Genomic DNA, 24,074 nt, shown 5'->3' on the forward strand with positions numbered 1-24,074 from the left:
GCCATGACCACGAGCCTCAGAAAAAATGTTCTGTCGCTGCTTGCCGCAACGATTGCCTTCTTGCCGGTGCATGCCTTCGCAGGCAAGGATAACGATACGCTTGTCGCTGCCTTCCAGGCGAAACTCCCGAGCCTCGACCGTTATCATTCCCCGGGGCGCGAAGGTTTTCTTCTCGGCCTGCTGGCCTATGACGCGCTGGTCTATCGCGATCCGAACACATTCGAACTGAAGCCCCTGCTCGCGACCGCGTGGCGACAGGTCGATGACAAGACCTGGGAGTTCGATCTTCGTCAGGGCGTGAAATTCCACAACGGCGACCAGATGACGGCGGAGGATGTCGCTTACAGTCTGATGTACGCGGCCGATCCCGAAAACAAGGTTTTCAACCGCATGACAGGCGGCTGGATAGAGCGCGTCGACATTCTCGACCCCCACAAGATCCGCGTTGTCGGCCGTGATGTCGCGCCTCTGGCGCTGGAATACATTATCCAGCTTCCCGTTGTGCCGAAAAAATACCGCGAGAGCGTAGGAATCCAGGCATTTTCCGAAAAGCCTGTCGGGACCGGGCCGTTCATGGTCGCCGAGCGCAGCGGCAACGATGTCGTGTTCAAACGCAACGAGGATTATTTCGAGGGCGGCGGCAAGAGCAAGCCGGCTATCGGTACGTTCATCTACCGCGCCATCCCAGACGTGAACACCCAGGTGGCGGAACTGATCAGCGGTGGCATCGACTGGGCCTATTACATTCCCTCCGATCAGGCAGAAAAGCTCAAGCGCATGCCGATGGTCGACGTCATCAACGCCGAAACCTTCCGCATCGGCTTCCTGACGCTCGATGCGGCCGGTCTGTCGGACCCGGCGAGCCCGCTGAAAGATGAACGTGTCCGCAAGGCGATCGCCTATTCGATGGATCGCGAGGCCATGGCGAAAACGCTGGTCGGCGGCGCCTCGAAGCCGATCCCCTCGGCATGCACGCCTTCGCAGTTCGGCTGCTTTGCCGATGTGACGCAATACCCCTATGACGTCGAGAAGGCGAAGGCACTGATGGCTGAGGCCGGTTACGCCAACGGTTTCGATATCGATATCTACGGTTATCGCAGCCGTCCCGTCGCCGAAGCCATCATCGGCTACCTGAATGCCATCGGCGTCCGCGCGAACCTTCACTGGTTGCAATACTCGGCAGTGATCCAGGCACGGCGCGACCACAAGACCCCGATCGTCATCGACGATTTCGGCTCGGCCGGCGTAAACGATGTCGGCGCCATCCTGCCGTTCTTCTTTGCCGAATCTCCCGACGACCAGTCCCGCGATCCTGTCGTGACGCAGGCCGTGAAGGAAGCGGGCACGATTGCCGACCAGGACAAGCGCAAGGCTCTCTACGAGACCGCCCTGAAGCAGATCGCCGACAAGGCCTACTGGGCGCCGTTGTTCAGCATGCCGGTCAACTACGTCATGTCGAAAGGCGTCGACGTGCCGGTTCCGGCCGACGAGAATGTCGAATTCTGGCGTGCAAGCTGGAAATGACGATACGCCGCCCCGCCGCGAAAGCATGCGGGGCGGATCGTTCAATGCAGGGATAGATGCCGATGGCCTATTACATAGCCCGCAGATTGGGTCTCGCCGTACTGGTCATGCTGACGATCTCCTTCATGAGTTTCGTCATGCTGAAAATGTCGGGCGACCTGGCGATCTCGCTGGCCGGCGAGGGAAGCGGCGCGGATTACGTCGAATTCCTGCGCAAGACCTATGGCTGGGACAAGCCGCTGCCGGTGCAATACTGGAACTGGCTCATCAAGGCGCTCCAGGGGGATGTGGGCACCTCGTTCTACTACGGCAGTCCGGTGCTTTCGCTGATTGCCGAACGCCTGCCCGCGACGCTTTCCCTTGGAGCCATGGCCATTACGATGGCGCTTGCCGTCGCCATACCGCTTGGAATGGCCGGGGGCCGCGCACCCGGAAGCATCATCGATCGCATTGCCCTGTTCATCGCTCTTCTCGGCGTCTCGACACCGATTTTCTGGTTGAGCTTCCTGCTGATCCTTGTCCTTGGAATACAGTTTGCAGTCCTGCCTATCTCGGGGGGAGGATCCGTGCGGCATTTGGCAATGCCGGCCATGGCGCTGGCCTTCTATTCGATGCCGGCCATCATCCGTATCTCCCGTGCCGGCATGATCGAGGTCATGCGTTCGGAATATATCCGCACCGCACGGGCCAAGGGGCTGCGTCCCTGGCAGATCTATCTGCAGCACGCCCTGCGCAACACGCTCGTGCCGGTCGTGGCCGTCGCCTCGGTCCAGTTCGGCTTTCTGCTCGGCGGTTCCGTGGTGGTGGAAAACATCTTCGCAATTCACGGGATCGGTTATCTCACGTGGGAAGCCATCAACCAGAATGACTATCCGGTGGTGCAGGCCGCGCTCTTGGCCGTTTCGGCGGCCTATGTCGTGCTGACGCTGCTTGCCGATATCGTCAATATGATGATCGATCCCCGTATCAGACTGGAATGACCATGAACTCTCGGATTACCGGAAGCGTTCCGGCGGCACGTCTCTGGAAAGGGCCACGTATTCCCGTCGGGCGCTGGGGCCTTGCAACCGGCGTTTTCATTATCGGCTTCATAACGCTGGTCGCCATCCTGGCGCCGTGGATCGCACCTTACTCGCCCTATGAACAGTCGCTCGCCAATCGCCTTGTCCAGCCGGTTTTCATGGAAGGCGGAACGTGGGGCCATATTCTCGGCACCGACCATCTCGGCCGCGACTATCTCAGCCGCCTAATATATGGCGCGCGGCTTTCGCTGCTCGTCGGCTTCGGAACGATCGTGCTTTCGGCCGTCATGGGCATAGGACTCGGCCTGCTGGGAGGCTATTTCGGCGGGCGCGTCGATATGGCGGTGATGTTCCTCCTGACCGTGCGGCTCAGCCTTCCCATCATGTTGGTGGCGATCTCCCTGGTGGGTCTTCTCGGCAATTCCCTGCCGCTGATGATGCTGATCCTCGCCTGTTTCCTCTGGGATCAGTTCCTTGTCGTGACGCGATCCCTGACGATGCGCTTGCGCAATGCAGAATTCGTGCTTGCAGCCAGGGCGGCGGGCCTTTCCAATGTCAGGATCATGATCGGGGAAGTCCTTCCCAATCTCGTCAGCCCGTTGATCGTCGTGGGGACGCTGGAAATGGCGCATGCGATCCTGCTCGAGGCTGCGTTGTCCTTCCTCGGGCTGGGCATCCGTCCGCCGGACAGCTCCTGGGGGCTGATGATCGCCGAGGCGAAGGACTTCGTTTTCTTCGAATCCTGGCTGGTCAACATTCCCGGCCTCGCAATGCTGGTTCTGGTTGCCGGGATCACGTTCCTCGGCGAGGGTCTTCGTGCCTGGCTTGCTCCGGATTCCTCACAGTAATCGTATCGACAGGTCATGGATATGAAAGACTCGATATACCGCCTGAACCTGCGTCAGCTCGGCGCCGCATTGCGGGAAGGTTCGCTGTCTGCAATTGCCGTTCTGGAGCACTATCTCGATCGTATCGCGCGTCTGGACGGCGAGCTGAACTGCTTCGTGCATGTCGATGCCGAAGGTGCGCGTGCGCTGGCCGGGCTGGCGGATGAGCGCTTTGCCACCGGAAAACCGCTCGGGCCGCTCGACGGCATTCCGGTCGCCATCAAGGACAATCTTCTGGTGGCGGGCATGCCCTGCGTCTGGGGCACGAAGCTCTATCGCGACTATATCGCTGCGGAAGACGAACTGCCGGTGCGGCTTCTGCGCCAGGCGGGCGCGGTCATCGTCGGCAAGACCAATGTTCCGGAATTCACGCTGCGGGGCTTCACAGGAAACGCGGTTTTCGGCTCGACCGGAAACCCCTGGAACCCGGCGCTGACGCCGGGCGGCTCCAGCGGAGGCTCCGTCGCGGCCGTGGCCGCCGGGCTTGTACCGTATTCTCTGGGAACGGATGGCGGCGGGTCGATCCGCCGCCCTGCCGGCTATGTCGGGATCGTCGGCCTCAAACCATCGATCGGACGCATTCCGCGCCAGGGCGGCCTGCCGCCGCTTCTCGCCGATTGCGAGGTCGTCGGCCCGCTGGCCCGCACGGTCGACGACATCCGTCTCATCATGAGCGTCATCGGCTGCGCGAATTCCGAGGACCCGCGCTCCTTCGGCTTTCCGGCTATCGACGCAGCCTCTGCAACGCCGGAACGCAAGCGTATCCTGTTCGTGGAGCGGTTCGGGGATGCGCCGGTCGATCCGGAAATCGCCGCCCTGTGTTCAAGAGCCGCAGACCGGTTCGCAGCGCTCGGGCATGAGGTCGAACGTGGTCCGCTGCCGCTCGATCTCGCATCGGTGAATGCCGGCTGGCCGGTTCTCGCCAATACCGGGCTCGCGAAGATGGCCGCGCTCGACGCACGGTTCCACCAACTGGTTTCTGCGCCGTTTTCCGAACAGGCGAAAGCCGGAGCGAAGCTTTCCGCAACCGACTACCTGACATTCATCGAGACGCTCGACGCATTTCGCGTGGCTGCCGCAAGGCTTTTCGAGGATTTCGACGTGGTTCTCACGCCGGCATCGGCGGCACATCCCTGGCCCCGCGATTCCCAGTTCCCGCCGGTCATCGACGGGAAGGAAGCAGGTCCGCGAGGCCATGCGGTCTTCACCAACTGGGTGAATGCCTGTGGTCATCCCGGCATTTCGATCCCTGTCGGCCCGGGCGCCGGCGGCATGCCGGTCGGCTTGCAGGCCGTCGCAGCATTCGGCGCGGATGACGCTCTTCTCGATCTCGCGGCATCGTTCGAACAGGCGCATCCCTGGGCGGATCGCTGGCCGGAACTGGCTGTACGGTAATGGCAGGAAAATTATCGGGCCTTTACGACCGCAGCTTGTGGATGCGCGTCGCGGAAACCCTTGCCATCGGGGTGGCCGGCGGGGGGCTTCTGGAGCTGGCAGGCATGCCGGCCGGCTGGCTGTGCGGGTCGATGATCGCGGTCATTGTCGCGGTTTTTGCGGGGCGCCCGCTCAAGATTCCCGATCGGCTGCGCAGCGTGGCCTTCATTCTGCTCGGCGCGTCGATGGGGGCGGTGCTTTCTCCTGAAATGCTGGGCAAGCTGGAAAAATGGCCCCTCAGCATTATCCTGCTTGCGCTGTCGGTCATCGCGACGATGGTGGTCGGCACGCAATATCTGGCGCGGCGGCATAATTGGGACAGCGCCTCGGCCCGCCTCAGTTCGGTGCCCGGAGCGCTTTCGGCGGTGCTGGCCATAGCAAGCGACAGCCGCGGCGATCTGATGCGGATCACGGTCAGCCAGACGCTTCGCCAGATCGTGCTGGTTTCTCTCGTGCCGGTCCTGCTTCTTGTCAGCCCGGCTCCTCCTGAAAAGGTACATGCGGCCCTGGCCGGTCCGGGCGATATTTTCCTGATGCTTGCCGCTGCATGCGCCGGCGGGCTGGCCTGCGCACGGTTGCGCATCCCGGGAGGGTTATTGCTGGGCGCTCTTCTCGGCAGCGGCATTCTCCATGCCACCGGGATGGTTTCCGGCGTATTGCCCGGAGCCGCATTGATCGCCGCCTATGTGATCGTCGGCTCGGCTATCGGTGCGCGCCTGCGCGGAACGGATCCCATGGCCATCGTTGCCGTGCTGCGGCCTGCGATGGGAAGCATCGCTGCGGCGATTGTCATTGCGGCGATTTTTGCGGCGCTGGCTTCGTTTCTGACAGGTCTGCCGTTCAACGAGGTATGGCTGGCCTTTGCGCCCGGCGGCGTCGAGGCGATGACGGTTCTCGCCTTCGCTCTCAACCTCGATCCCGGTTTCGTCAGCGGGCATCACCTGATCCGGCTTGTCGGGCTTATGCTGCTGAGCCCGCTCTGGACGGCGGGTTTGAGGCGCGGCGACTGAGTTGCCGCCGCGCCCGATCCGTCAGATTTGCGGGCGGCGGTCGGCCCACGGATGGTTCTCTTCGTAGAGCGCGGCAACCGACACCAGATCCCAGTCCTTCCCAAAGGGTGCAATCAACTGGAAGCCGATGGGCATGCCGTCTTCGGCAGGATCGCATGGTATGCTGATGCCCGGCAGACCGGCGGAATTCACGAAGCCCGTGAAAGCGCGGTGGTAGGGAGGGCCGAACTCTTCCGCCTTCCACGGCATGGCGCCCGCCGAAGGCGTCATGATGAAATCGTATGTCTCGAAAGCGACGGCAAGCTCAGCGTAGATCGTGCGGAACGCCATGAGCGCATCGACATAATCGATGGCGGAAAGCGTTTTTCCCTTCTCGATCATCGGCGGGTACGCCGCGCCGATCCTGCCCTCCCAGTCCGTGTCCTTCAGAAGCCAGGCAAGGCCCGATCCACCGATAGACGGCCAGTGTTTCTCGAACAGGGCTACGTCGAACGGCGCTCCGCCCGTCTCGACCTCGAAGTCGAGTGCCGCCAGATTTTCGGCGGCCCGGGCGCAGGAAATGCGGATCGGCTCCTCCACCTTCATATCGGCAAGCTGCGGTACATAGAGTACCTTCAGACCCTTGCGGACCGGCTCGATCTTACCTTTGGTGAAGCCGAATGAAAGCCTGTCATGCGCGTCCGGGCCTTCTGTCGCGGAAAGGGCCATCGCCAGATCGGCCGTCGTGCGGGCGATCGGCCCGATGATCTCGAAATCATGCAGGATCGGCGGCAGACCGTTGATACGGGCAACGCGGCCGGTCGAGGGCTTCAGCCCGACAAGGCCGTTATGGGCGGCAGGACGGCGGATCGATCCACCGCCATCGGTGCCGAATGCAATCGGAGCAACACCCGCTGCGGTCGCTGCTGCGCCGCCGCCGGTCGATGCGCCGCTCGTCAGTTCCGGGTTCCAAGGATTGCGTGTGGTTCCGAAGGCCAGGGTGCTGACATTACCGCGACCGAGCGTGAATTCGGAAACATTGGTCTTGCCGAGAATGACGGCACCCTGGGCGCGAAGGCGCGCGACCGGCAATTCGTCCTCTTCGGAAATCTGGTCGAGGTAGAGATTGCTGCCCCAGGCGCAACGCAGCCCCTTGACGTGAATATTGTCCTTGATGGTCACGGGGATACCGTCGAAATCGCCGAGCGGCTCGCCGCGTTCGAAGCGTGCATCGCTTTCGGCCGCCGCCGCGCGCGCGCCTTCCACATCCAGCGTCGCAAACAGGTTGAGGCGTGGGTCAACAACGGCGTTGCGTTCCAGAACCGCTTCAAGAACGTCACCGGGCCGCAGCGTCCCGGCTCTGTAGGCGTCGCGCAGACTGGTTGCGGAAAGGGTCCATAAGGGTTCGGTCATCGTATTTCCTCAAGGCATGCAGGATTACATCGTGACCAAGGCTGCTCCCCCCGACAGGGTCCTGTCCAATAAGAAAGGCGGATATTTGTATAGGTGATCGCTAATGGCTGCGCTCAGCCGGGTTTGACGAAAACGCCGAGCGCGTCGAGATGTGCGGCAAAGCCGCGGTTTTCCTCCCGCACCTGCGCCAGGAAGGCCTTGCCCAGCGCCGAAAGGCCCGGCTTCCTGAGATAGATGGCGACAAGTGAACGGCGGATTTCCGGTCTGAAGGCGGAAACGGCGATGTCCTGCGTCATTCTGGGGGTCAGAACGAAGGGCAATGTAATGGCTATTCCCAGGCCCTGCCGCACAAGATCGGCGGATACGACCGAGAGGTTCGTCGTCAGAAAGCGGCCTGCCTCGTTACCATTGCCGAAGGCGAGGCGGACATCGAATTCCTGGCGCACCTGCTGGCCGAACGTGATGATGGTTTCGTTATCGAGCGTTTCAGGGGTAAGTTGCACGCTCCCTGCCAGTGCGTGGTTCTTCGGCAGCAGGCAGACCATTTCCGTCGTCATCAGCGGCCGGACGACCATGTCCGGATTGTCGACCGGCAGGAATGTGAAACCGATATCGGCGGTACGGTCCTGGACGTGCTTTATCACCTCGCGGCTGGAATAGGCCTCGAGGGCGATGCGGGTATGGGGATGGCTGTTCTTGAGCCGTGCAAGCGCCTGGGGCAGTATCCAGCCGGTGAGGGGATGTACCGAAGCGATGGCGAGGCTGTTGTCCTGCTCGCCACGCAATCGTGCGGCCCGCTCGCGCAGCGCCTGCATGTTGTCCAGAACATCTTCCATGTTCTTCAGCAGAAGGTCCGCATTGGCCGTCAGCTTCAGCGGCCCCTGGCCGCGAATGATAAGCTCCAGGCCCAGCTGGTTTTCGAGATCGCGCAACGCTTGGCTGACCGAGGGCTGGGTAATGCGCAGAAGACGCGCCGTTTCGGTTACGCTCATGACGCGTGAGAAAAGGCGAAAGACCTCAAGGTGACGAAGGTTCGGATTCATCGCGGATCCATCGGCGGTTGGACGGCGCAGGGGCGCGGTTGTTCGGCCCCCCCGCACACCATAGGTATTTTCCTATGAAAATATAGAAGGAAAATATTGGACGGGGCGGGGCTGCCTGCGGTCCAATCGCGCCCGTGAGCAAACAGCGCCGGTCGATTTCCGCATGGCGGTCGCAAGGATAATGCTGGCTCCTCAACGACAATCAGAGGGAAACTCGTCATGAACCTGAGAATGCCCGGCTTCGCCGTTCCTTTCATGCTTTGCGCATTCGCCGTGGCGCCTGCACATGCCGCCGGACCGTCCTATGCGGAAAAGCTGGCCACATCCGGCACCATCACCATCGCCACGACCGGCAACGCTCCGCCGATGACCACCGTCGGCACCGACGGCAAGCTGACGGGCTTCGATGTAGAGCTTTGCCGCAGGATCGCCGAAGGGCTGGAACTGAAAACCGAATTCGTGCGCGTGGATTTTTCGGCGACCATCCCCGGCCTGAAGGCCGGCCGTTTCGACATGATCTGCTCGGCCACCGCGCGCACGCCCCAGCGTCTCGCATCGCCCGATCTCTACATGACCGAACCGACGATCGAGAATTTCTCGACGCTGCTGGTCAAGGCCGGAACGACGATCACGACCGTTGCGGACGCGAAGGGCAAGACGGTGGGTGCGGTTCGCGGCGGTCAGGAGAACAAGCTGCTCGCCGACATTTTCGGATCCGATATCACCATCACGACCTATCCCGGCATTGCCGAGGAGATTCTCGATCTCAAGAACGGCCGCATCGATGCAATCGCGATCAATTACGTGACCGCGAGCCAGCACGTGAAGGAAGACGCAGCGCTGAAGGTGCTCAAACCCGGCTTCACGGTCGACGGCGTATCGCCCTATACGCATGCGCTGATCGTCAGCCGCAGCCAGCCGGAACTGCTCGAGGCGGTCAATACGGAGCTGAAGCGCCTGAAGGATAGCGGCGAACTTGCCGCGCTGGAGAAAGAGTGGATCGGCGGCAACTGATCCGGTCGGCGGCGATGGATCTCGCGTTTCTTATGGAGAACCTGCCCGCATTGTTGCGGGCAGCCTGGACGACGGCCTGGCTGACCCTCGCCACCCTGGTTCTGTCGACCCTGATCGCCATTCCCCTGGCCGTCAGCGGGCTGCGGCGCGAAACGCCGCTGTCGCGGGGTCTCGCCGCAGCCAGCACGTTGATGCGCTCGATCCCGACCCTGGTGATCCTGTTCCTGGTCTATTACGGCCTGCCGCAGATCGGGATAGTCCTGCCCGCTCTCGCTACGGCGCTGGTCGGGCTGACGCTTTCGGCGGTCGCCTATACGATGGAAATCCTCCGGGCCGGGCTCAAATCCGTCGACAGCGGGCAATATGAAGCGGCCGGCGCGCTCGGTCTGCCCGCATGGCTGATCTGGGGTCGCGTGATCTATCCGCAGGCCCTGCGCGTCATCGTCCCGACATGGCTCTCCAATGCCACGCTTGTCCTGAAGGGAACGTCCGTCGCCTCCATCATCACCATTCCCGAACTGACGGCGATCGCCAACGAGATCGTTTCCGAGACCTATCGCCCCTTCGAGATACTGCTGTCGACGGCGGCTATCTACATCCTGCTCGGCAGCGTGCTTGCCCTTGCGGCGCGCGTCTCGGCACGCCGGTGGAGCCATCCGTGACGACCGCAAACCGCTCAAAACCACGCATCGGATTCATCAGCCTCGGGCAGGGGCCTAGGCCCGACCTCGACACGTTTCACAGAGAGCTGCTGGCAAAAGCCGGCCGGGATATCGGGATCGTCTGGCGTCATGCCCTTGAAGGGCTGGGGCCGGACAAGCTGGATGCGATGTCGGCACGCGACGGCGCTCCCGCCATCCGCTCGAATATACGCGAAAACGGCGCCCGAGGGCCGCTCGGCGCGGGCTGGACGGCCAAATGGTTCGACCGCGACAGCTTCATCGGGCCGGTTCAGGCATCGATCCGGGAACTCGAAACCGACGAAAATGTCGATCTGACAATCGTTTGCGCCGCGGAGGAGTTTCCCGAGGGCAGTTTCGCTTCGACAAGACCGGTGATCTTTCCGCCGCTCGCCCTGTCGTCCTATGCCCACGCTCTTTCGATGACCAGGCCATCGGCGAAGGTCGCCATGCTGGTCTATGGCGACAGACAGCGCGATCAGCAGAAAGCGGGCTGGGCGGCAAAGCCCTGGGCGCGCAGTCTCGACCTGGTTTTCTGCGGTCACGGAGGCGATATCGATGCCGCGGGTGCGGAACTCACGATGCTCTCTCCGGATATCGTGCTGGTCTGGGCCTATGGCGCCGCCGTCGGTGGGGGAGATGCCCTGTCGGCACGTCTTGGTGTTCCGGTCATAACTGCCGCATCGGCCTCCGTCGGCATGGCGCTCAATCTTCTTCCCGCCACAGACGCGGAGAGAAGACCATGAGTACCTTCATGACAGCCATCTCCGACGGATTCCCGGTCTTCGGCCAGGCATTGCTCAACGCGTTCATCCTGCTGGCGACGAGCTGTGTCCTGTCCACAATTCTGGGGGCGTTGCTATGCGTCGTCGATATCTGCGCCCACAGGTCAGTCGGCCTTCTGGTGCGTACCTATAGCTGGCTGGCGCAGACCACGCCGCCGCTCATCCTGCTGTTTCTGGCCTTTTACGGCTCGACCATGATGGGCCGCGCCATCAGCCCCATGACGGCGGCGATCATCGCTTTCGTATTCTTTGCGACGGCCTATTATTTCGAGATCTTCCGGGCCAGCTACGAAGGCGTTCCGCGCGGCCAGTTCGAGGCGGCGAGGGCGCTGGGCATACCGCCTTTGCCCTTTGCAACAGGCGTGGTCGTGCCGCAGGTCATCCGTATCGCGGCGGGACCATTCGTCGGCCGTACGACCGTGCTTTTCAAGGAAACCTCACTCGCATCGGCGATTTCCGTCAGCGAGATCATGAGCACGGCCAGCGCCTATATCTATTCGGGAGCCAGCCCGTTGCTGATGGTGGCGATCGCCGGCGGTATCTACGCGGTCATCAATATCGCCCTGATAGCGCTTGAAAAGCAGCTGACGCGCAAGGCAGCCGCAGCATGAGCGCGCCGGAGATCCATACCCGCCCGCGGCCACGCTCCTGGCCGCAGAGGCCCGATCCGGGAATTGCCGTCGAGCTGCGCGACCTGCATCTTTCATATGGTGCTCACGACATTCTCAAAGGCATCGACCTTGCCGTGCGCGAAGGGACGACGACGGCTCTGGTCGGGCCGAGCGGCTCGGGAAAGACCACCCTGCTGCGCTGCGTCAACTATCTCGCAACGCCGGTGGCCGGGGAGGTTTGGGTGGATGGCGAACTGGTCGGTCGCGAGGAACGCGGCGGGCGGCTCTATCCGGCCAGCGAACGTGTTCTGCGGGGCCATCGCCGGCGTACGGGAATGGTTTTCCAGCGGTTCAATCTGTTCGCCAACCTGAGCGCGCTTGCCAATGTCGCCTTTGCTCCGGTTTCCGCCGGGCTTTGCAGCCGCGCCGAAGCGCAGGAAAGGGCGAGTGCGCTTCTCGCCAGAGTCGGGCTTTCGCATCGGGAAAATGCGTTACCCTCGCAGCTTTCCGGCGGCCAGCAGCAGCGGGTCGCCATCGCGCGTGCCCTCGCCATGCAGCCGAAAGTCATGCTCTTCGACGAGGCGACATCGGCGCTCGATCCCGAACTCTCGCGCGAGGTTCTGGCGGTGATGCAGGAGCTGGCCAAGGCCGGAATGACCATGCTGGTCGTAACCCATGAAACAGGTTTTGCCCGGACGGTGGCCGACGACATCGTTTTCATGGAGGCCGGACGGATCGTGTCCCAGGGTTCGCCGGAGACGATGTTCTCGGACGATGCTCCCGAACGCGTCCAGAGCTTTTTCCGCCGCCGGCCTCAGACCGGCTCGGCATCGCGAAAATAAAAACGGCTGTCGGGGCGGGGCCTTGCGATCCAGGATGGCCGTCTCACCAGATGAACGGAATCAGACGCCGACGCACATGGTGCGCGTATTCATCATAGCCCTCGAGACCCGTGCGCAGCGCCTGCTCCTCGATGCCGATCCGCATGCCAAGGAGGAGGGCGAGGAGGGGGACCGCCGCAAGTCCCCACCACGAGCCGAGTACGAGCGATGTCCCGGCGATATAGAAGAGCGCGCCCAAATACATCGGGTGGCGGACGATGGCATAAGGGCCTGTTGTGATGACCGCCTGCCCGCGGTCCTTTTGTATTTTCACAACCGGCGCTGCAAAGCTGTTCGTTCGCATGATCCAGTAAATGAACAAAAGCGCCGCGAGAAGCAGCCCGCAGCCCGCCCACTGCACGGAAGATGGCATTGCCGACCAGTGCCAGCGCGCCGCATCCGCCGCCATGAAGCCCATTCCTCCCAACATGAGGAGCAGGATTGTGACGAGAAGCAGCTTGTCCGCGAGCGGCTGATCTTTCTGCACGGGCGGTTTAAGGCGCTCCCTGAGCAGGCCAGGATCGACGCGCGCCATGATTGTCCCGAATACGACCGAGAGCGTGGCCATCATTCCGAGATAAAGCCACCCGCCAGCGTAATCCGTCGTGCCTGCGGCAACAAAGATGATCGCGCCCATGAAACCGAACCAGACGATCGTCTGAGCGATGAGATTTAGAAAGAGACCCATTTTCTGCCTTTCCTCCGCACCGTCAGCGCCGCTGCGGGGCTCATTGCCGTCGTCGGCCACGCTTCCAGCGGCTCACGGCATCCTCCATGGCATCTCGCGTTATCCGATAGAAATCGGCCATCTCACCGAGACGCTCGCTTACCGCCTTGGGCACAGCCAGTTCAGTTCCGGCGTTCAACTGCCCGGCCAATGCGTCGAGCAGACGATTCTGCTGCCGAATCATGGCTTCGTAGTCGTCCGCCACTGCATAAAGCGCGCGTTTGGTTCCAGGTTCGCTATGACGACGCGCCAGCGTGTAACTCTCCAACAGCCGAGCGGCTACGCTGGCGCTGCTCTTGCTGATCTCCAGCTTTTCGGTGATCTGATCGAGGCTGACAGGGCGAGGGCAGAGAAGCAAATAGCCATAGAGACGGGCGGCGGCGAGCGGCACGCCCCAGGGCGCGAGCAGCCGTGCCACGTCCTCTACGAACCGCTGCTCATCCCTGTCGGTTTCGTTTTGTATATTCGGCATATTCCGAATATACAAAACCGAGGGCTCATTGCAAGCGTCAAGCCTTGGAGGCTCATGTTCCCTATCTTGTTGCCGCGACTCCCGTTATCGGATTACGAACGCTCTACGTTGCGATGCGATATCCGGGACGGCAGATCTTCGCGGTGGCCGAACACGATCGGCGTCGCCCGTTCATCAGTGGCGGGGTGGCAGTCAAATCGTGTTAAGCTCGATAAAGTCCCGCCGTCCCTGCGCGTTTGTTCCTCATGGGTGGCCGGCATGAATGACGGATGGAGTGCAATGAACAAGATCCTCCTCATCGACGACGATACCGAATTGACGGCGCTGCTGCAGGAATACCTGGTCGAAGAAGGGTATGACGTCGCGAGAGGCACGGACGGCGGCACAGCGATTGCCGCGGCCGCGCGAAACGCGGTGGACCTGATCGTGCTCGATATCATGATGCCCCGGATGAACGGGATCGAGGTCCTGCAAAGAATCAGAAAGCTCAGTCAGGTTTCCGTGCTGATGCTGACGGCGAGAGGCGATGATATCGACCGGATATCCGGCCTCGACCTCGGCGCCGACGATTACGTGACGAAACCCTGTTCTCCAGGAGTGATCGCGGCGAGGGTGCGCGCGATCCTTCGCCGTGCGAACCGGCCTGCGGCCGATGTGGCCACCGACACGCTGAGAGCCGGGCGGCTGGTCGTTCATCCAGGCAGCAGAACGGCCGAATGGGAGGGGCGGCCGCTGGAGCTTACCGGCACGGAGTTCAGCCTGCTCGAGGTTCTCGCCCGCAATGCCGGCCAGCTGGTATCGAAGCAGGATATCTCGAAAAGGGCTTTTGGAAAGCCGCTGACCGCGTTTGATCGCCGCATCGACGTGCATATCAGCAGCGTGCGTCAGAAGCTCGGCCTCAGGCACGACGGACAGTCACGCATAAAGTCTGTCCGCGGCCAGGGCTATCAACTGCTTTTGGATTGACATGCCCCGGCTGTTCAAGAAGTTCTTCCTGATCATTTGGCTGACGCTCGCCGCGTCCGTTGTGATCATAATCCTGACGCTCAACTTCTTCGAGACGCTTCCTTCCGCTTCGAGACTGGAACGTCAGAAACGGGAAGTCGTCCTCGAACTGGCTGAAAACCTGCTTGTCACGGACGGTGAAGATGCCGCTCGGCGCTTTGCCCGGACAAGCGAGGAGACGGTGCCGGTCGGGCTTACGATCGCGAGGATCGCGGAGCCCGGTATTTGCGTCGACGGCAGCACGGCGGAGACAAGGACCGTTCTGAAGGACGGGGTTTGCTACCGGATCTCCGTGCCCCGGCCATACAGCGCCATTCTCGATACGCTCGGCCCGTTCGTGCCGGGGCTCGGTATCCTGATTTCGAGCGCGATATCGGCGGCCGCGCTTGCCCGATATCTCATTCGCCCGGTCGTGCACCTTCGTGACGGCCTGAGCGCGCTTGCGCACGGTCGTTTCGACGCCCGCATCGGGCACATGATGGCCGGGCGGAAGGACGAGGTCTCCGCACTCGCGCACGATTTCGATTCCAGCGCCGCGCGGCTGCAGGAGTTGCAGCAGGCGCAACGGAGACTTTTCCACGACATCTCCCATGAATTGCGCTCCCCGCTGTCGCGCCTGCAGGCCGTTGGCGGTGTCCTTCGGCAGAACCCGGCGAAACTCGATACCATGCTGGATCGCATGGACCGGGAGATCGAACGGCTCGACGTGCTGGTCGGCGAAGCGCTGACGCTTGCCAGGCTGACAGCCGGTTCCCGTCTCTCGTTGAAGACACAGACGCTTGATGTCATCGATCTCCTGAACGAAATCCTCGGCGACGCAGCGTTCGAAGCCCAGGCACGCGCGGTTTCGATTACCGCCAGCGTTGACGACAGCTTCCTTGCCGAGGTCGAAGGCGAGCTGATCTACCGGGCGCTGGAAAACGTCATTCGCAACGCGGTCAAATATACCGCCGAGCATTCGAAAATCGTCGTGCGATGCGAGACGACGGACCGTCTCCTCAAGGTATGCGTCGCGGATCAGGGGCCGGGCGTCAGGCGAGACGAACTCGAACGGATTTTCCAGCCATTCTCCCGGGGCACCGACGCGGCACCGAGAGGGGGGTACGGTCTTGGCCTGGCGATCGCCAGACAGGCCATCGAGTGCCATGGCGGGCGGGTCCATGCGTCGCTGCCGGATGCCGGCGGCTTGGCCATAATGCTGGAGATTCCGCGGCAGCCGGCGATGTTCAACCCCGCGAGAGATTGGGGCTGACCACAGCCTTTACCGAACTTTACATTGTCTTTACCGCGGTTAACGCTGGAGCTGGTAGTGCCTGAACCGATGATCCCGGTTCGGACGGTTTGACAATGATCTCGATGTTGCGACGGCTTGAAATGCTGCGGTGGCCAGCGTTCGGCGTGGTCCTGCTTTCATGCTTGTCCGGCTGCGCAAGCGTGCCCTTGTCAGAAGGTACATCCCTTTCTTCCTACGACGGAATGAACCCATCGGGCGGCACCCTCACGCGAGCAAAATTGCGTGTGGATTCGCCGCCGGTGCTTGCCGCACAGACGGTGCGCATCGTACCGACATCAGCGCTGATCTACAGCCGTGGCTTCGATCCCGGCGAGCTGGCACTCGTCACCAACGCGATCGACCGGGCGCTCTGCACCGGTCTCAGCGACCGCTTCAAGATCGTTGCGACGAGCCAGCCGGCGGACCTCACCGTCCGCGCGACGGTGACCAACATCGTTGCGACGAACCGCTCGGTTGCGGCGACGTCCACCGTCGCTTCGTTCGGTGCTTCAGCAGCGCTCGGGATTCCGATCCCGCGCCTTCCGATCGGCCTCGGCGGTCTCGCCATCGAGGCCGAAGCCATCGACGGGAATGGTTCTCAGAGGGCAGCGTTGCTCTGGTCGCGCGGTGCCAACATGATCACGACCAGGGCTCGGGTGTCGGCTGTCGGGGACGCGTATTCCCTGTCGTCGGCCTTCGCCACGGATTTCAGTCGCATGCTGGTCACGGGCAAGGACCCGTTCAAGGGAATGCCGGCGATACCATCGATGCAGAGATTGCGGGCCTCGCTCGGTGGCGATCCGAAATACGATGCCTGCAAGGCGTTCGGAACGGCCCCCGGCATTCCGGGGCTCGTCGCCGCCCGGTTCGGCCTGCCTCCCGCCTGGACCGACAAGGGCGCCGCAACCTCTCGATAGCGACAGGGATATATGTCGCGGGAAGCAGCGTTCTGCCGCATTTCGAACATCTCGTGAAGAAATGACATCAACGGGAAGGCACATCCAAGATTGGTGGCGGCGGCGGTTTCGGGGAAACGCTCCTGAAGCGCGGCATCCTTGTCTCCCATGAAACGATCCGACGCTGGGGCCAATGCTGCAGCGCCCACAAAACGGAGCGGAACAACTTCTCTCTTATATGAAGATCCTAAAGAAGCTTTAAGAAATGCTACTTTTCAGCAGCTTATTGTTCACTGCAGCATTTGTTATTTATGGTTGTATTTCAAAAATTTAGATAAATTACCCCTATCAATCCACGGGCGTGACGTTTGTTTATTTTGCATCGCACAAAATTACTTGAAACTGCCCTAGCCGCTGCAATTATAGATGGCGCAGCATGATGCCTATCGCCAAGTGTTCCATGATCAGGTCCAAAACGGAGATGCGTTATGATTACCGCGATCGTTCTGCAGAATAATCCTGAGCAGCCGTCACCAGCTTCCGATACGATGCGCAGTCTCTTCAATCGCTTTGGCATCGAGGAGGTCAAGAGGCTGCCAACATCCATCGATGACTGGAAGCAGGCTTTTGCCAAGCCGAGCGACAGCCAGATGGATCTCCTCCTGGTCGAAGCGGCAGCGCTTCTCGACGAGGAACTCCTCGAATTTCTACTCGGCGCCAGGGCCGACGCAACCGTTCTGTCGCTCCCCCCGGCAAATGACCTGCTGCAGCATGCCGGAAACGGGCCAAGCAGCATGAGTCCGGACACCAGGCGGATTGCCCTCATGCGGGGGGAAAAAGCATCCGAATTCCGCCAAGCGCTGCTTGTCTCGCCGGAGACGCATGTCTTTGACGTCGTCAGGACGATTGCCGCAGATCATGCCGCACGACACAGTGACACGACCGATCATGCCTCGACTGGCGAGCCGCACGTCAAAGGCGGATCCTATGCGCGCTCCAACGTCGTTACGCGGTTCCGGAAGGAAGCGCGCAATTTGGGGCGCCGGAAACTAAGGGACGAGATCCGGTTCCTCCGACATCTTCCGGCCGACCTCGCCTCTCTCTATCCTGCGGTGATCCTGCATGGCGATACCGAAGAGCTGGTGTTCATGGAGGAGGAATTCCTGCCCCTGAAAACGCTGCGCCAACACTTTTTTGCCGATGACGTCGGCCTCGATGGCGCGACCCGGCGCCTGGAGACGATCCTCGGCGCGATCCATGCGAAGGCTTATGCGCCCCACAAACAGCAGGCCCCGCAGGACTATCTCGATCAGATTCACTTTCAGCGCGCCTGGCACCGGCTTCGGCGCACGCTGGAGCGTGCGCCTGTCTTTGCAAAAATCGTCGATGCGCGACGCCTGTGGATCAACGGAAAGGAATATCGAAACGTCCCCGAACTCTTAGCGAAATTCGAGCAGTCGCAGAAAGCCCGCGCCCAGGTCGGACCAGCGTTCGTCTCTGCCTATATCCATGGTGATCTTCACTTCGAAAACATCATGGTGGACCCCAACGGGGAAAGCTTTCGCCTCGTCGATCCCAGAGGCTATGACAGTTGCGACATCTATTACGACCTCGGGAAGGTCAGCCACAGCGTCAACGGCAAATATGATTTCATCCATCAGAGCCTGTTTACGCTCCACTGGTCGGCAGCGGCCGGCGAAGTCATCATGCAGTTTTCCTACGAACCTTCACCTGTTCTCGACCTGTTCAACAGCCTGGATCGATGGGCCCGCGATTACTACGTCGCCCTTACCGGCGATCCGCTCGCCGAGATCCGGACCTTGTTCGCCGAGGCGATCCATTTCTGCACCATGATGCCTTTCCATCTTGTCGGCGACGGTCGCGAGAGCAAGGCGATCCTGCTCTATGCGACAGGGGTCATGCTGCTCAACGAGCTGTGCGCGCAGCTGGATATTCCGGAGCTGCGCAATGATGCTCCCCTCGGAAACAGACCTGTTTTCGAAAAGGAATGGAGGAATGTCGGATGAGCCTGGAACAAAGGAACGAGATCTCGCCGATCGCCTTTGGCGGTTTTGCGATCGATATCGACGGGACGTTGCTGCGCAGCGACCATCAGTTGTCGCAGGCTGTGCACCAAACGCTGCAGACAGCCTATAATGACGGTGTCAAGGTCATCCTCGTCAGCGCACGCCCCCCGCGTTCCGTGCTCGGGCTCGCCAGGCGGATTGGTCTGTCAGGCCCGATGGTGGCTTTGAACGGTGCGCTCGTCGTTCACACCTCCGGGGAAGTCACCCAATCGAGCGCCATGCTCGACAGTTGCATCGTCGCATTCGCCGGCCAGATGGACCGTTACCCTTCGCTGACGGCACACTATTACAGCGATTTTGATTGGTACGTGACCCGCCATACCGACAATGTCGAATTCGAAACCGCCGTCGTCGGTTTTGCACCTTTGCTCGCAAGCCACGTCGGCATGCTTTCCAAGATACAAAAGATCATGGTCGTCGGCCCAAGTGAGGATCTCGGCGAGCTGGAAAGCTGGCTGTCTGCCCAGGCATGGCCGATCGTCGCCAATCGCTCCAAGTCAGACTATCTGGAAATAACCGCCGAAAACGTCACGAAAGGAACTGCGCTGCGTGCTGCCGGGTCGATGGGCGGCTGGGATCCTTCCGATCTTATCGCCTTCGGCGATGGCGACAACGACCTGCATCTGTTTTCGGTTTGTGGATTTGGCGCGGCGATGGGAAATGCATCGGACAGGCTCAAGGCAGCGGCCGATGCAATCATCGGGACGAATGACGAGGATGCCGTTCACCATTTCATTGCCGCCGTGATTGCAAAGACCGAGGGTTTCCCAAGGATGGCCGACCGGCCTGCGGCTCTGCGGGCCAGTACCTGCTTCTCCAACAGTTCGTCCGAGGGGGCGTAGAACAATGATCGTCATATCGGGAACGATGACATGCAAGGAAGAAAACTTCGCGGCGCTCAAGGCAGCGGCAAGGGTGGTCACCACCCTGTCAGCTGACGAGGAAGGGTGCATCACCTACCGGTTTGCGGAGGATCTCCGTTCACCCTTCACCCTCAACTTTTTTGAAGAATGGGACAGCAACGGAGCGGTCGAGGCCCACAAGTCATCGGATCACTACCGCGTCTTCAAGGCGACGCTCGCTTCGCTGCCGGAGATACGGCGTGACGTGAAGACCTATGACATCGCCACCAAGTCCGGCGATCCGGCCTGAAGCCCAGAACGCTTGTCCGAAACACCGTATCCGGGGCGATAAGATGTCAGAAGCAGATGCACATTCGCTGTCTTCCTTCCTCGGCAAGACAGCCATCATCACCGGATCGACGCAGGGGCTGGGCGAAAAAATCGCCGAGACGCTCGTACAGCGCGGCTTGACGAACCTGGTCGTGACCGGCCGAAACCGGGAGCGCGGCGAGAGTGTTGCAGCCCGGTTTCAGGCTCTCGGATGCCGCACCGTGTTCGTGCCTGCGGATCTGAGCGACACGGCCCAGCTCAAGGCGATTACCGACACATGCGACGCCGAATTCGGCCGTGTCGATATTCTCGTCAATGCGGCCGGAAACACGGAGCGCGGGACGATCCTCGACACCGATGCGGCAACTTTCGACCGGATATTCGACACCAATGTCAAAGCACCGTTCTTCATCATGCAGAACTCCCTCGCCATGATGATCCGCGACGGTGTCGCGGGCAGCGTCTTGAACGTCATCTCGATGAGCGGGCACGGCGGCCAGTCCTTCCTCTCGGCCTATTCCGCATCGAAGGGGGCGCTCGTCACGCTGACGCGCAATACCGGTTTTTCCGTGCTTCGTTATGGCTTGCGCGTCAACGGCCTGTGCATCGGCTGGATGTATAGTCCAGGCGAAGAGGAGACGATGCGACGCTGGCACGGTGTCCAGGACGGCTGGCGGGAGGCTGCGGAAGCAAGGCTTCCGATCGGACGCATGCTCGACATGGGCGAGGTGGCGCGCACCGTCGCCTTCTTGTGTTCGTCTGAGTCGGGCATGATGACAGGCTCGATCATCGACTATGATCAGTCGATGCCGGGCTGTTTCGACGCAGTTCCCCAGCCTCCCATGATCCCGATCGGTATCCGGACATCGCCGCCGGTGGATTGAGCCGACGACCACTGCGTCGGCCCGTCACCGAGCTCCCGCCGTTTGCCCTTTAATGTCGCGCAATCCGGTTCGTGGATCGGCATCCTGGAGATGCAGCCGAGCCGGCAGGTTCTGCCTGATATCGGCTGGGCTGCCCCGCAAGCGCATGCTCACATCGAATAGAGATTGTCGCGCGACAGTCCCGCCTGCGAAATCAGACGTGCCGTTTCCATCCATTCAACCGTGTCGATTTCCTGCAGCGGCGCAAACACGTTGGGGCTTTCCAACCGGCCGAATTCATAGAGGATGCGTTTCATCCGGGCCTGCCAGTTGACATAGGGCGGCCGGTAAAGCGCATCGACGAACAGGCCGATCGTCTGCATCAGAGCCCGCCGTTCTTCCAAGGTCGAATCCTCCCTGGCAAAGGTATCGAACAGCGCCCGCTGCCGGTCGGCAATCACACTTCCTGCACCGGATATGATGCCTCGCGCACCCATCGACAGCGACGCGCCGAGCCATTGCGACTGGCTTGTCAGCACATGGACGGGGCGCGATAGTCCGTGCAGAGCGGTGATCGTCCGCTCGTGGAGGCGCGGGTCCGCGCAAAGATCCTTGATTGCCACGATCGTCTCGACCGCCTCACAGAGCGAGACAAGCGTGTCGAGCGCATAGGATAAGGACGTGGCGCGCGGATATTGGAAGACCACCAGGGGAAGAGATGTCACGGCGGCGATATCCTTGACATATTGAGCTCCGAGCGATGGACGTTCGTTGCCTCCAAACATCAGGGAATTGGGGGGAAAGATCAAAAGCGCATGGGCGCCGGCCTTTTCGGCCGACCTTGCCATCTGGCTGGCAAGTCGCGTCCCCTCGTAATAAATACCGGCGATGACGGGCAAACGATCGCCGACCGTCTCGGCGGCCGTCTCAATCCCCCAAATCTGTTCGCCGGTCGCCAATGCATGGGCTTCGGCGGCATGGCCGTTGACGACGATCCCCGACAAGCCGACCACATCGGCAAGATCGCCGAGATGACGCCTGTAACTGTCCCGATCGATTTCCCGCGACGCGGTGGCGGGCATAAGGCAGGCCGGAATGACACCCCGCCCCTGAAACTCGACTGGCATTTATACCTCCAATTTATGAAATCGTTTTCTTTATTTTCTACGCACGTGCACAAATCTTTTTGCAATGCGCCATGGATTTCTCGATAATTATGCCGATTTTGAAGAAAAAATGTCAACAACCTAATTGACGATGATCAAACATTATGAAATGGATTTCATAACTAAAAGCACATCGGGCCAGGGAGGGGTCTCAAGAATGCTCAGCGGCATACGCATCATCAGTCTTTGCCATTATCTTCAGGGGCCGGCGGCTGCCCAATATCTCGCCGACATGGGAGCGGAAGTCATCAAGGTCGAGCCGATCGGCGGCGCCTATGAAAGACGCTGGTCCGGTGCCAAGGTTTTTGTCGGAGAGGTCTCAGGCTTTTATCTCTGCGCCAACAAGAACAAGCGATCGATCTGCATCAATTTGAAATCGCCGGAAGGGCGGGCTGCGTTTCTGCGTCTGGTTTCGACCGCCGATGTCGTCATGGAAAATTTCCGGCCAGGCACGCTCGATCGTCTCGGCCTCGGCTACGAGGCCCTTCAGGAAGCCAAGCCGGATATCATTTTCGCATCGGCAAGCGGGTACGGCGCGGATGGCCCCTATGCCGAATTGCCGGGTCAGGATCTCCTCATTCAGGCTCGCACCGGATTGGTGGCCGCGACGGCGGGCCAGGCTCCCGGCATCCTGCCGGCTGCCGCCGGCTGCGCGATCGTCGATCAGCACGGGGCCGCCCTTTTTGCGCTTGGAATTGGCGGGGCCATCATTCGCAAGCTGCGAACCGGCCGGGGAACGAGGGTCGAATCGAGCCTCTTCAACGCGGGTATCGATCTGCAGGCGGAAGCCATTACGAACTACCTGAACGGCGCCAAGACGCCTGAGGTTTTCAAGCGCGACGGCCATCTCGCCACCTGGTTCCACGAAGCGCCCTATGGAATTTACGAGACCGCCGACGGCCGCCATATCGCCATGTCCCTGAATGCGCTTGGCCTTCTCGACGAAGCTCTCGGTCCGTCCGAGCTTGCGAAGGACGATACGCTGGACGCCTATCTGGAACGGGACCGGGTGGCGGCGGATGTCGCAGCGCGACTGGCACGCCTTACATTGTCCGAAGCTGAAACGGCGCTTTCGAGGCACAAGGTCTGGTTTGCCCCGGTCACCAACTATTCGGAGCTGGCACGCGACCCGCAGGCACAGCACAACCAGGTATTTGCGAATGTAACGGTCAGTGGACAAAGCGCGATACTGGTCAATCACCCGAACCGTTACGACGGAGCGGTCCCCGGCCTCCGACATATTGCCGAAAGACCGGGCCAGGATACGGTTTCCATTCTGACCGGCAGCGGCTTCGGTGCGCAGGAGATCGCGGCCCTTCTCGATCGTGGTGCCGTGGCATGAGCGAGACCACCCTTCCACCGGTGCCGTCCGATCGACCTGTCGCTCTCGTGACGGGAGGCCGCCGCGGTTTGGGTCGCGGCATCGCCCTCAGCCTGGCACAGGCCGGGTTCGATATCGTTCTCAACGATGTCGTTGAGGACGAGGAAACCTATGCGACCATCAAAGCCCTCGGCGCCTTTGGTGTATCGGCACGCTTTCTTCGCCATGACATCGGCGACATAGACGGGCATGCCGCTTTTGTCCGCGCGGCGGCGGCAAGCTTTGGACGGATCGACTGCCTGGTCAACAATGCCGGCATACAGGTGCCGCGCCGCATCGGCCTGCTCGAGGTCGGCGCGGAAGAGTTCGACCGCGTCGTCAATATCAATCTGCGCGGGACTTTTTTCCTCACGCAGGAGATCGCGCGGTGGATGCGGGCCAATGACGGCCGTGATCGGCGCTCGATCATTTCGATCACCTCGTCCAATGCAAGCCTCGCCTCGACCGACAAGGCGGCCTATTGCCTCGCCAAATCGGCACTGTCGATGATGACGGCGCTCTTCGCGCTCGAACTCGGCGACCACAACATCCAGGTCTACGAGATCCGTCCGGGGCTGATGGCGACCGACATGACTGCGATGGTGCGCGAAAAATACGCGAACTATATCGCCGAAAACACCCTGTTCAAACGCTGGGGCGAACCAGACGATGTCGGGCGCGCCGTCGCAGCCCTGGCAACGGGTGCAATCCCTTACGCCAGCGGAGAAATCATCAACGTCGACGGCGGCATGCATATCAGGCGCCTATGA

The 24,074-nt window shown here is 61.2% G+C and carries 24 protein-coding genes; 19 read left to right on the forward strand and 5 right to left on the reverse strand.

The genetic code is table 11. The features are described from left to right. Positions 1 to 3 precede the first annotated feature (3 nt). The 5 genes from QTA58_RS12105 to QTA58_RS12125 all read left to right on the forward strand — a co-directional run bounded on the left by QTA58_RS12105 (position 4) and on the right by QTA58_RS12125 (position 5,877). Positions 4 to 1,524 carry an ABC transporter substrate-binding protein gene (locus tag QTA58_RS12105; RefSeq protein ID WP_289669001.1) on the forward strand — a complete coding sequence of 507 codons (1,521 nt, stop codon included), beginning with the start codon at positions 4 to 6 and terminating at the stop codon, positions 1,522 to 1,524. Positions 1,525 to 1,586: 62 nt separating this feature from the next. Further along, positions 1,587 to 2,504 (forward strand): ABC transporter permease, encoded by a 918-nt coding sequence (locus tag QTA58_RS12110; protein ID WP_289669002.1) that lies wholly within the window; start codon positions 1,587 to 1,589, stop codon positions 2,502 to 2,504. 2 nt (positions 2,505 to 2,506) lie between these two features. Next, positions 2,507 to 3,394: an ABC transporter permease gene (locus QTA58_RS12115; protein ID WP_143531505.1), complete on the forward strand. Its 888-nt coding sequence runs from the start codon at positions 2,507 to 2,509 to the stop codon at positions 3,392 to 3,394. A 21-nt stretch (positions 3,395 to 3,415) separates the two neighbouring features. Then, entirely contained in the window at positions 3,416 to 4,828 is a 1,413-nt protein-coding gene (locus tag QTA58_RS12120) for an amidase (protein WP_289669004.1), read from the forward strand. Positions 4,829 to 4,869: 41 nt separating this feature from the next. Next, positions 4,870 to 5,877, forward strand: a complete 1,008-nt coding sequence (locus QTA58_RS12125; RefSeq protein ID WP_289669005.1) for an AbrB family transcriptional regulator — start codon at positions 4,870 to 4,872, stop codon at positions 5,875 to 5,877. Between the two features lie 21 nt (positions 5,878 to 5,898). Here QTA58_RS12125 and QTA58_RS12130 read toward each other — a convergent pair whose 3' ends face one another. After that, positions 5,899 to 7,269: an amidase gene (locus QTA58_RS12130; RefSeq protein ID WP_289669006.1), complete on the reverse strand. Its 1,371-nt coding sequence runs from the start codon at positions 7,267 to 7,269 to the stop codon at positions 5,899 to 5,901. A 113-nt stretch (positions 7,270 to 7,382) separates the two neighbouring features. Further along, complete coding sequence (locus QTA58_RS12135; RefSeq protein ID WP_289669007.1) at positions 7,383 to 8,312, reverse strand: LysR family transcriptional regulator; 930 nt, start codon at positions 8,310 to 8,312, stop codon at positions 7,383 to 7,385. Positions 8,313 to 8,531: 219 nt separating this feature from the next. On the opposite strand from QTA58_RS12135, the gene QTA58_RS12140 reads away from it, so the two are divergent. Genes QTA58_RS12140 through QTA58_RS12160 form a run of 5 tightly spaced genes read left to right on the forward strand, consistent with a single transcriptional unit; the run spans position 8,532 to position 12,244 of the window. After that, positions 8,532 to 9,326, forward strand: a complete 795-nt coding sequence (locus tag QTA58_RS12140) for a transporter substrate-binding domain-containing protein (RefSeq protein ID WP_234810910.1) — start codon at positions 8,532 to 8,534, stop codon at positions 9,324 to 9,326. Next, complete coding sequence (locus QTA58_RS12145; protein WP_289669008.1) at positions 9,308 to 9,988, forward strand: amino acid ABC transporter permease; 681 nt, start codon at positions 9,308 to 9,310, stop codon at positions 9,986 to 9,988. The genes QTA58_RS12140 and QTA58_RS12145 overlap by 19 nt, the downstream gene beginning before the upstream one ends. After that, complete coding sequence (locus QTA58_RS12150; RefSeq protein ID WP_289669009.1) at positions 9,985 to 10,752, forward strand: AroM family protein; 768 nt, start codon at positions 9,985 to 9,987, stop codon at positions 10,750 to 10,752. The genes QTA58_RS12145 and QTA58_RS12150 overlap by 4 nt, the downstream gene beginning before the upstream one ends. Continuing rightward, positions 10,749 to 11,402 (forward strand): ABC transporter permease subunit, encoded by a 654-nt coding sequence (locus tag QTA58_RS12155; protein WP_289669010.1) that lies wholly within the window; start codon positions 10,749 to 10,751, stop codon positions 11,400 to 11,402. The genes QTA58_RS12150 and QTA58_RS12155 overlap by 4 nt, the downstream gene beginning before the upstream one ends. Next, the gene (locus QTA58_RS12160) at positions 11,399 to 12,244 is read left to right on the forward strand and encodes an amino acid ABC transporter ATP-binding protein (protein WP_289669011.1); all 846 of its coding nucleotides are present in this window, start codon (positions 11,399 to 11,401) and stop codon (positions 12,242 to 12,244) included. Before QTA58_RS12155 ends, QTA58_RS12160 begins: the two co-directional genes overlap by 4 nt. 43 nt (positions 12,245 to 12,287) lie before the next feature. Here the strand turns inward: QTA58_RS12160 and QTA58_RS12165 are convergent, their stop codons facing one another. Next, positions 12,288 to 12,971 carry an isoprenylcysteine carboxylmethyltransferase family protein gene (locus tag QTA58_RS12165; RefSeq protein ID WP_289673148.1) on the reverse strand — a complete coding sequence of 228 codons (684 nt, stop codon included), beginning with the start codon at positions 12,969 to 12,971 and terminating at the stop codon, positions 12,288 to 12,290. A 40-nt stretch (positions 12,972 to 13,011) separates the two neighbouring features. Further along, positions 13,012 to 13,497, reverse strand: coding sequence for a hypothetical protein (locus QTA58_RS12170; protein ID WP_289669012.1), 486 nt, complete (start codon positions 13,495 to 13,497; stop codon positions 13,012 to 13,014). A 264-nt stretch (positions 13,498 to 13,761) separates the two neighbouring features. Between QTA58_RS12170 and QTA58_RS12175 the strand changes: the two genes are divergently transcribed. The 7 genes from QTA58_RS12175 to QTA58_RS12205 all read left to right on the forward strand — a co-directional run bounded on the left by QTA58_RS12175 (position 13,762) and on the right by QTA58_RS12205 (position 20,799). Continuing rightward, a complete protein-coding gene (locus QTA58_RS12175; RefSeq protein WP_085420722.1) occupies positions 13,762 to 14,448 on the forward strand; it encodes a response regulator in 687 nt (228 codons plus the stop codon). A 1-nt stretch (position 14,449) separates the two neighbouring features. Beyond that, positions 14,450 to 15,739 (forward strand): HAMP domain-containing sensor histidine kinase, encoded by a 1,290-nt coding sequence (locus QTA58_RS12180; RefSeq protein WP_289669013.1) that lies wholly within the window; start codon positions 14,450 to 14,452, stop codon positions 15,737 to 15,739. A 95-nt stretch (positions 15,740 to 15,834) separates the two neighbouring features. Then, the gene (locus tag QTA58_RS12185; protein WP_289669014.1) at positions 15,835 to 16,677 is read left to right on the forward strand and encodes a DUF3313 domain-containing protein; all 843 of its coding nucleotides are present in this window, start codon (positions 15,835 to 15,837) and stop codon (positions 16,675 to 16,677) included. A 467-nt stretch (positions 16,678 to 17,144) separates the two neighbouring features. Continuing rightward, the gene (locus QTA58_RS12190; RefSeq protein ID WP_289669015.1) at positions 17,145 to 18,683 is read left to right on the forward strand and encodes an aminoglycoside phosphotransferase family protein; all 1,539 of its coding nucleotides are present in this window, start codon (positions 17,145 to 17,147) and stop codon (positions 18,681 to 18,683) included. Further along, on the forward strand, positions 18,680 to 19,585 hold the full coding sequence (locus QTA58_RS12195) for an HAD family hydrolase (protein ID WP_289669016.1): 906 nt from the start codon (positions 18,680 to 18,682) through the stop codon (positions 19,583 to 19,585). The genes QTA58_RS12190 and QTA58_RS12195 overlap by 4 nt, the downstream gene beginning before the upstream one ends. A gap of 4 nt (positions 19,586 to 19,589) precedes the next feature. Then, on the forward strand, positions 19,590 to 19,895 hold the full coding sequence (locus QTA58_RS12200) for a putative quinol monooxygenase (RefSeq protein ID WP_085420717.1): 306 nt from the start codon (positions 19,590 to 19,592) through the stop codon (positions 19,893 to 19,895). A gap of 43 nt (positions 19,896 to 19,938) precedes the next feature. Continuing rightward, the gene (locus tag QTA58_RS12205; RefSeq protein WP_289669017.1) at positions 19,939 to 20,799 is read left to right on the forward strand and encodes an SDR family oxidoreductase; all 861 of its coding nucleotides are present in this window, start codon (positions 19,939 to 19,941) and stop codon (positions 20,797 to 20,799) included. Between the two features lie 149 nt (positions 20,800 to 20,948). Here the strand turns inward: QTA58_RS12205 and QTA58_RS12210 are convergent, their stop codons facing one another. Continuing rightward, positions 20,949 to 21,905 (reverse strand): dihydrodipicolinate synthase family protein, encoded by a 957-nt coding sequence (locus QTA58_RS12210; protein ID WP_289669018.1) that lies wholly within the window; start codon positions 21,903 to 21,905, stop codon positions 20,949 to 20,951. 196 nt (positions 21,906 to 22,101) lie between these two features. On the opposite strand from QTA58_RS12210, the gene QTA58_RS12215 reads away from it, so the two are divergent. Together QTA58_RS12215 and QTA58_RS12220 are read left to right on the forward strand one after the other, a co-directional pair. Beyond that, positions 22,102 to 23,286 (forward strand): CaiB/BaiF CoA-transferase family protein, encoded by a 1,185-nt coding sequence (locus QTA58_RS12215; protein ID WP_289669019.1) that lies wholly within the window; start codon positions 22,102 to 22,104, stop codon positions 23,284 to 23,286. Continuing rightward, positions 23,283 to 24,074: a 3-ketoacyl-ACP reductase gene (locus QTA58_RS12220; RefSeq protein WP_289669020.1), complete on the forward strand. Its 792-nt coding sequence runs from the start codon at positions 23,283 to 23,285 to the stop codon at positions 24,072 to 24,074. The genes QTA58_RS12215 and QTA58_RS12220 overlap by 4 nt, the downstream gene beginning before the upstream one ends.

The organism is Neorhizobium sp. CSC1952, assembly GCF_030378245.1.
GTDB classification, from domain to species: Bacteria; Pseudomonadota; Alphaproteobacteria; order Rhizobiales; family Rhizobiaceae; genus Neorhizobium; species Neorhizobium oryzae_A.

Excerpts from the sequence above, each read along its gene's own strand:
- QTA58_RS12105 (WP_289669001.1), top strand. The coding sequence starts at position 4 with ATGACCACGAGCCTCAGAAAAAATGTTCTGTCGCTGCTTGCCGCAACG.
- QTA58_RS12110 (WP_289669002.1), top strand. The coding sequence starts at position 1,587 with ATGGCCTATTACATAGCCCGCAGATTGGGTCTCGCCGTACTGGTCATG.
- QTA58_RS12115 (WP_143531505.1), top strand. The coding sequence starts at position 2,507 with ATGAACTCTCGGATTACCGGAAGCGTTCCGGCGGCACGTCTCTGGAAA.
- QTA58_RS12120 (WP_289669004.1), top strand. The coding sequence starts at position 3,416 with ATGAAAGACTCGATATACCGCCTGAACCTGCGTCAGCTCGGCGCCGCA.
- QTA58_RS12125 (WP_289669005.1), top strand. The coding sequence starts at position 4,870 with ATGCGCGTCGCGGAAACCCTTGCCATCGGGGTGGCCGGCGGGGGGCTT.
- QTA58_RS12130 (WP_289669006.1), bottom strand. The coding sequence starts at position 7,269 with ATGACCGAACCCTTATGGACCCTTTCCGCAACCAGTCTGCGCGACGCC.
- QTA58_RS12135 (WP_289669007.1), bottom strand. The coding sequence starts at position 8,312 with ATGAATCCGAACCTTCGTCACCTTGAGGTCTTTCGCCTTTTCTCACGC.
- QTA58_RS12140 (WP_234810910.1), top strand. The coding sequence starts at position 8,532 with ATGAACCTGAGAATGCCCGGCTTCGCCGTTCCTTTCATGCTTTGCGCA.
- QTA58_RS12155 (WP_289669010.1), top strand. The coding sequence starts at position 10,749 with ATGAGTACCTTCATGACAGCCATCTCCGACGGATTCCCGGTCTTCGGC.
- QTA58_RS12160 (WP_289669011.1), top strand. The coding sequence starts at position 11,399 with ATGAGCGCGCCGGAGATCCATACCCGCCCGCGGCCACGCTCCTGGCCG.
- QTA58_RS12165 (WP_289673148.1), bottom strand. The coding sequence starts at position 12,971 with ATGGGTCTCTTTCTAAATCTCATCGCTCAGACGATCGTCTGGTTCGGT.
- QTA58_RS12175 (WP_085420722.1), top strand. The coding sequence starts at position 13,762 with ATGAACAAGATCCTCCTCATCGACGACGATACCGAATTGACGGCGCTG.
- QTA58_RS12180 (WP_289669013.1), top strand. The coding sequence starts at position 14,450 with ATGCCCCGGCTGTTCAAGAAGTTCTTCCTGATCATTTGGCTGACGCTC.
- QTA58_RS12185 (WP_289669014.1), top strand. The coding sequence starts at position 15,835 with ATGATCTCGATGTTGCGACGGCTTGAAATGCTGCGGTGGCCAGCGTTC.
- QTA58_RS12190 (WP_289669015.1), top strand. The coding sequence starts at position 17,145 with ATGATTACCGCGATCGTTCTGCAGAATAATCCTGAGCAGCCGTCACCA.
- QTA58_RS12195 (WP_289669016.1), top strand. The coding sequence starts at position 18,680 with ATGAGCCTGGAACAAAGGAACGAGATCTCGCCGATCGCCTTTGGCGGT.
- QTA58_RS12200 (WP_085420717.1), top strand. The coding sequence starts at position 19,590 with ATGATCGTCATATCGGGAACGATGACATGCAAGGAAGAAAACTTCGCG.
- QTA58_RS12205 (WP_289669017.1), top strand. The coding sequence starts at position 19,939 with ATGTCAGAAGCAGATGCACATTCGCTGTCTTCCTTCCTCGGCAAGACA.
- QTA58_RS12210 (WP_289669018.1), bottom strand. The coding sequence starts at position 21,905 with ATGCCAGTCGAGTTTCAGGGGCGGGGTGTCATTCCGGCCTGCCTTATG.
- QTA58_RS12215 (WP_289669019.1), top strand. The coding sequence starts at position 22,102 with ATGCTCAGCGGCATACGCATCATCAGTCTTTGCCATTATCTTCAGGGG.
- QTA58_RS12220 (WP_289669020.1), top strand. The coding sequence starts at position 23,283 with ATGAGCGAGACCACCCTTCCACCGGTGCCGTCCGATCGACCTGTCGCT.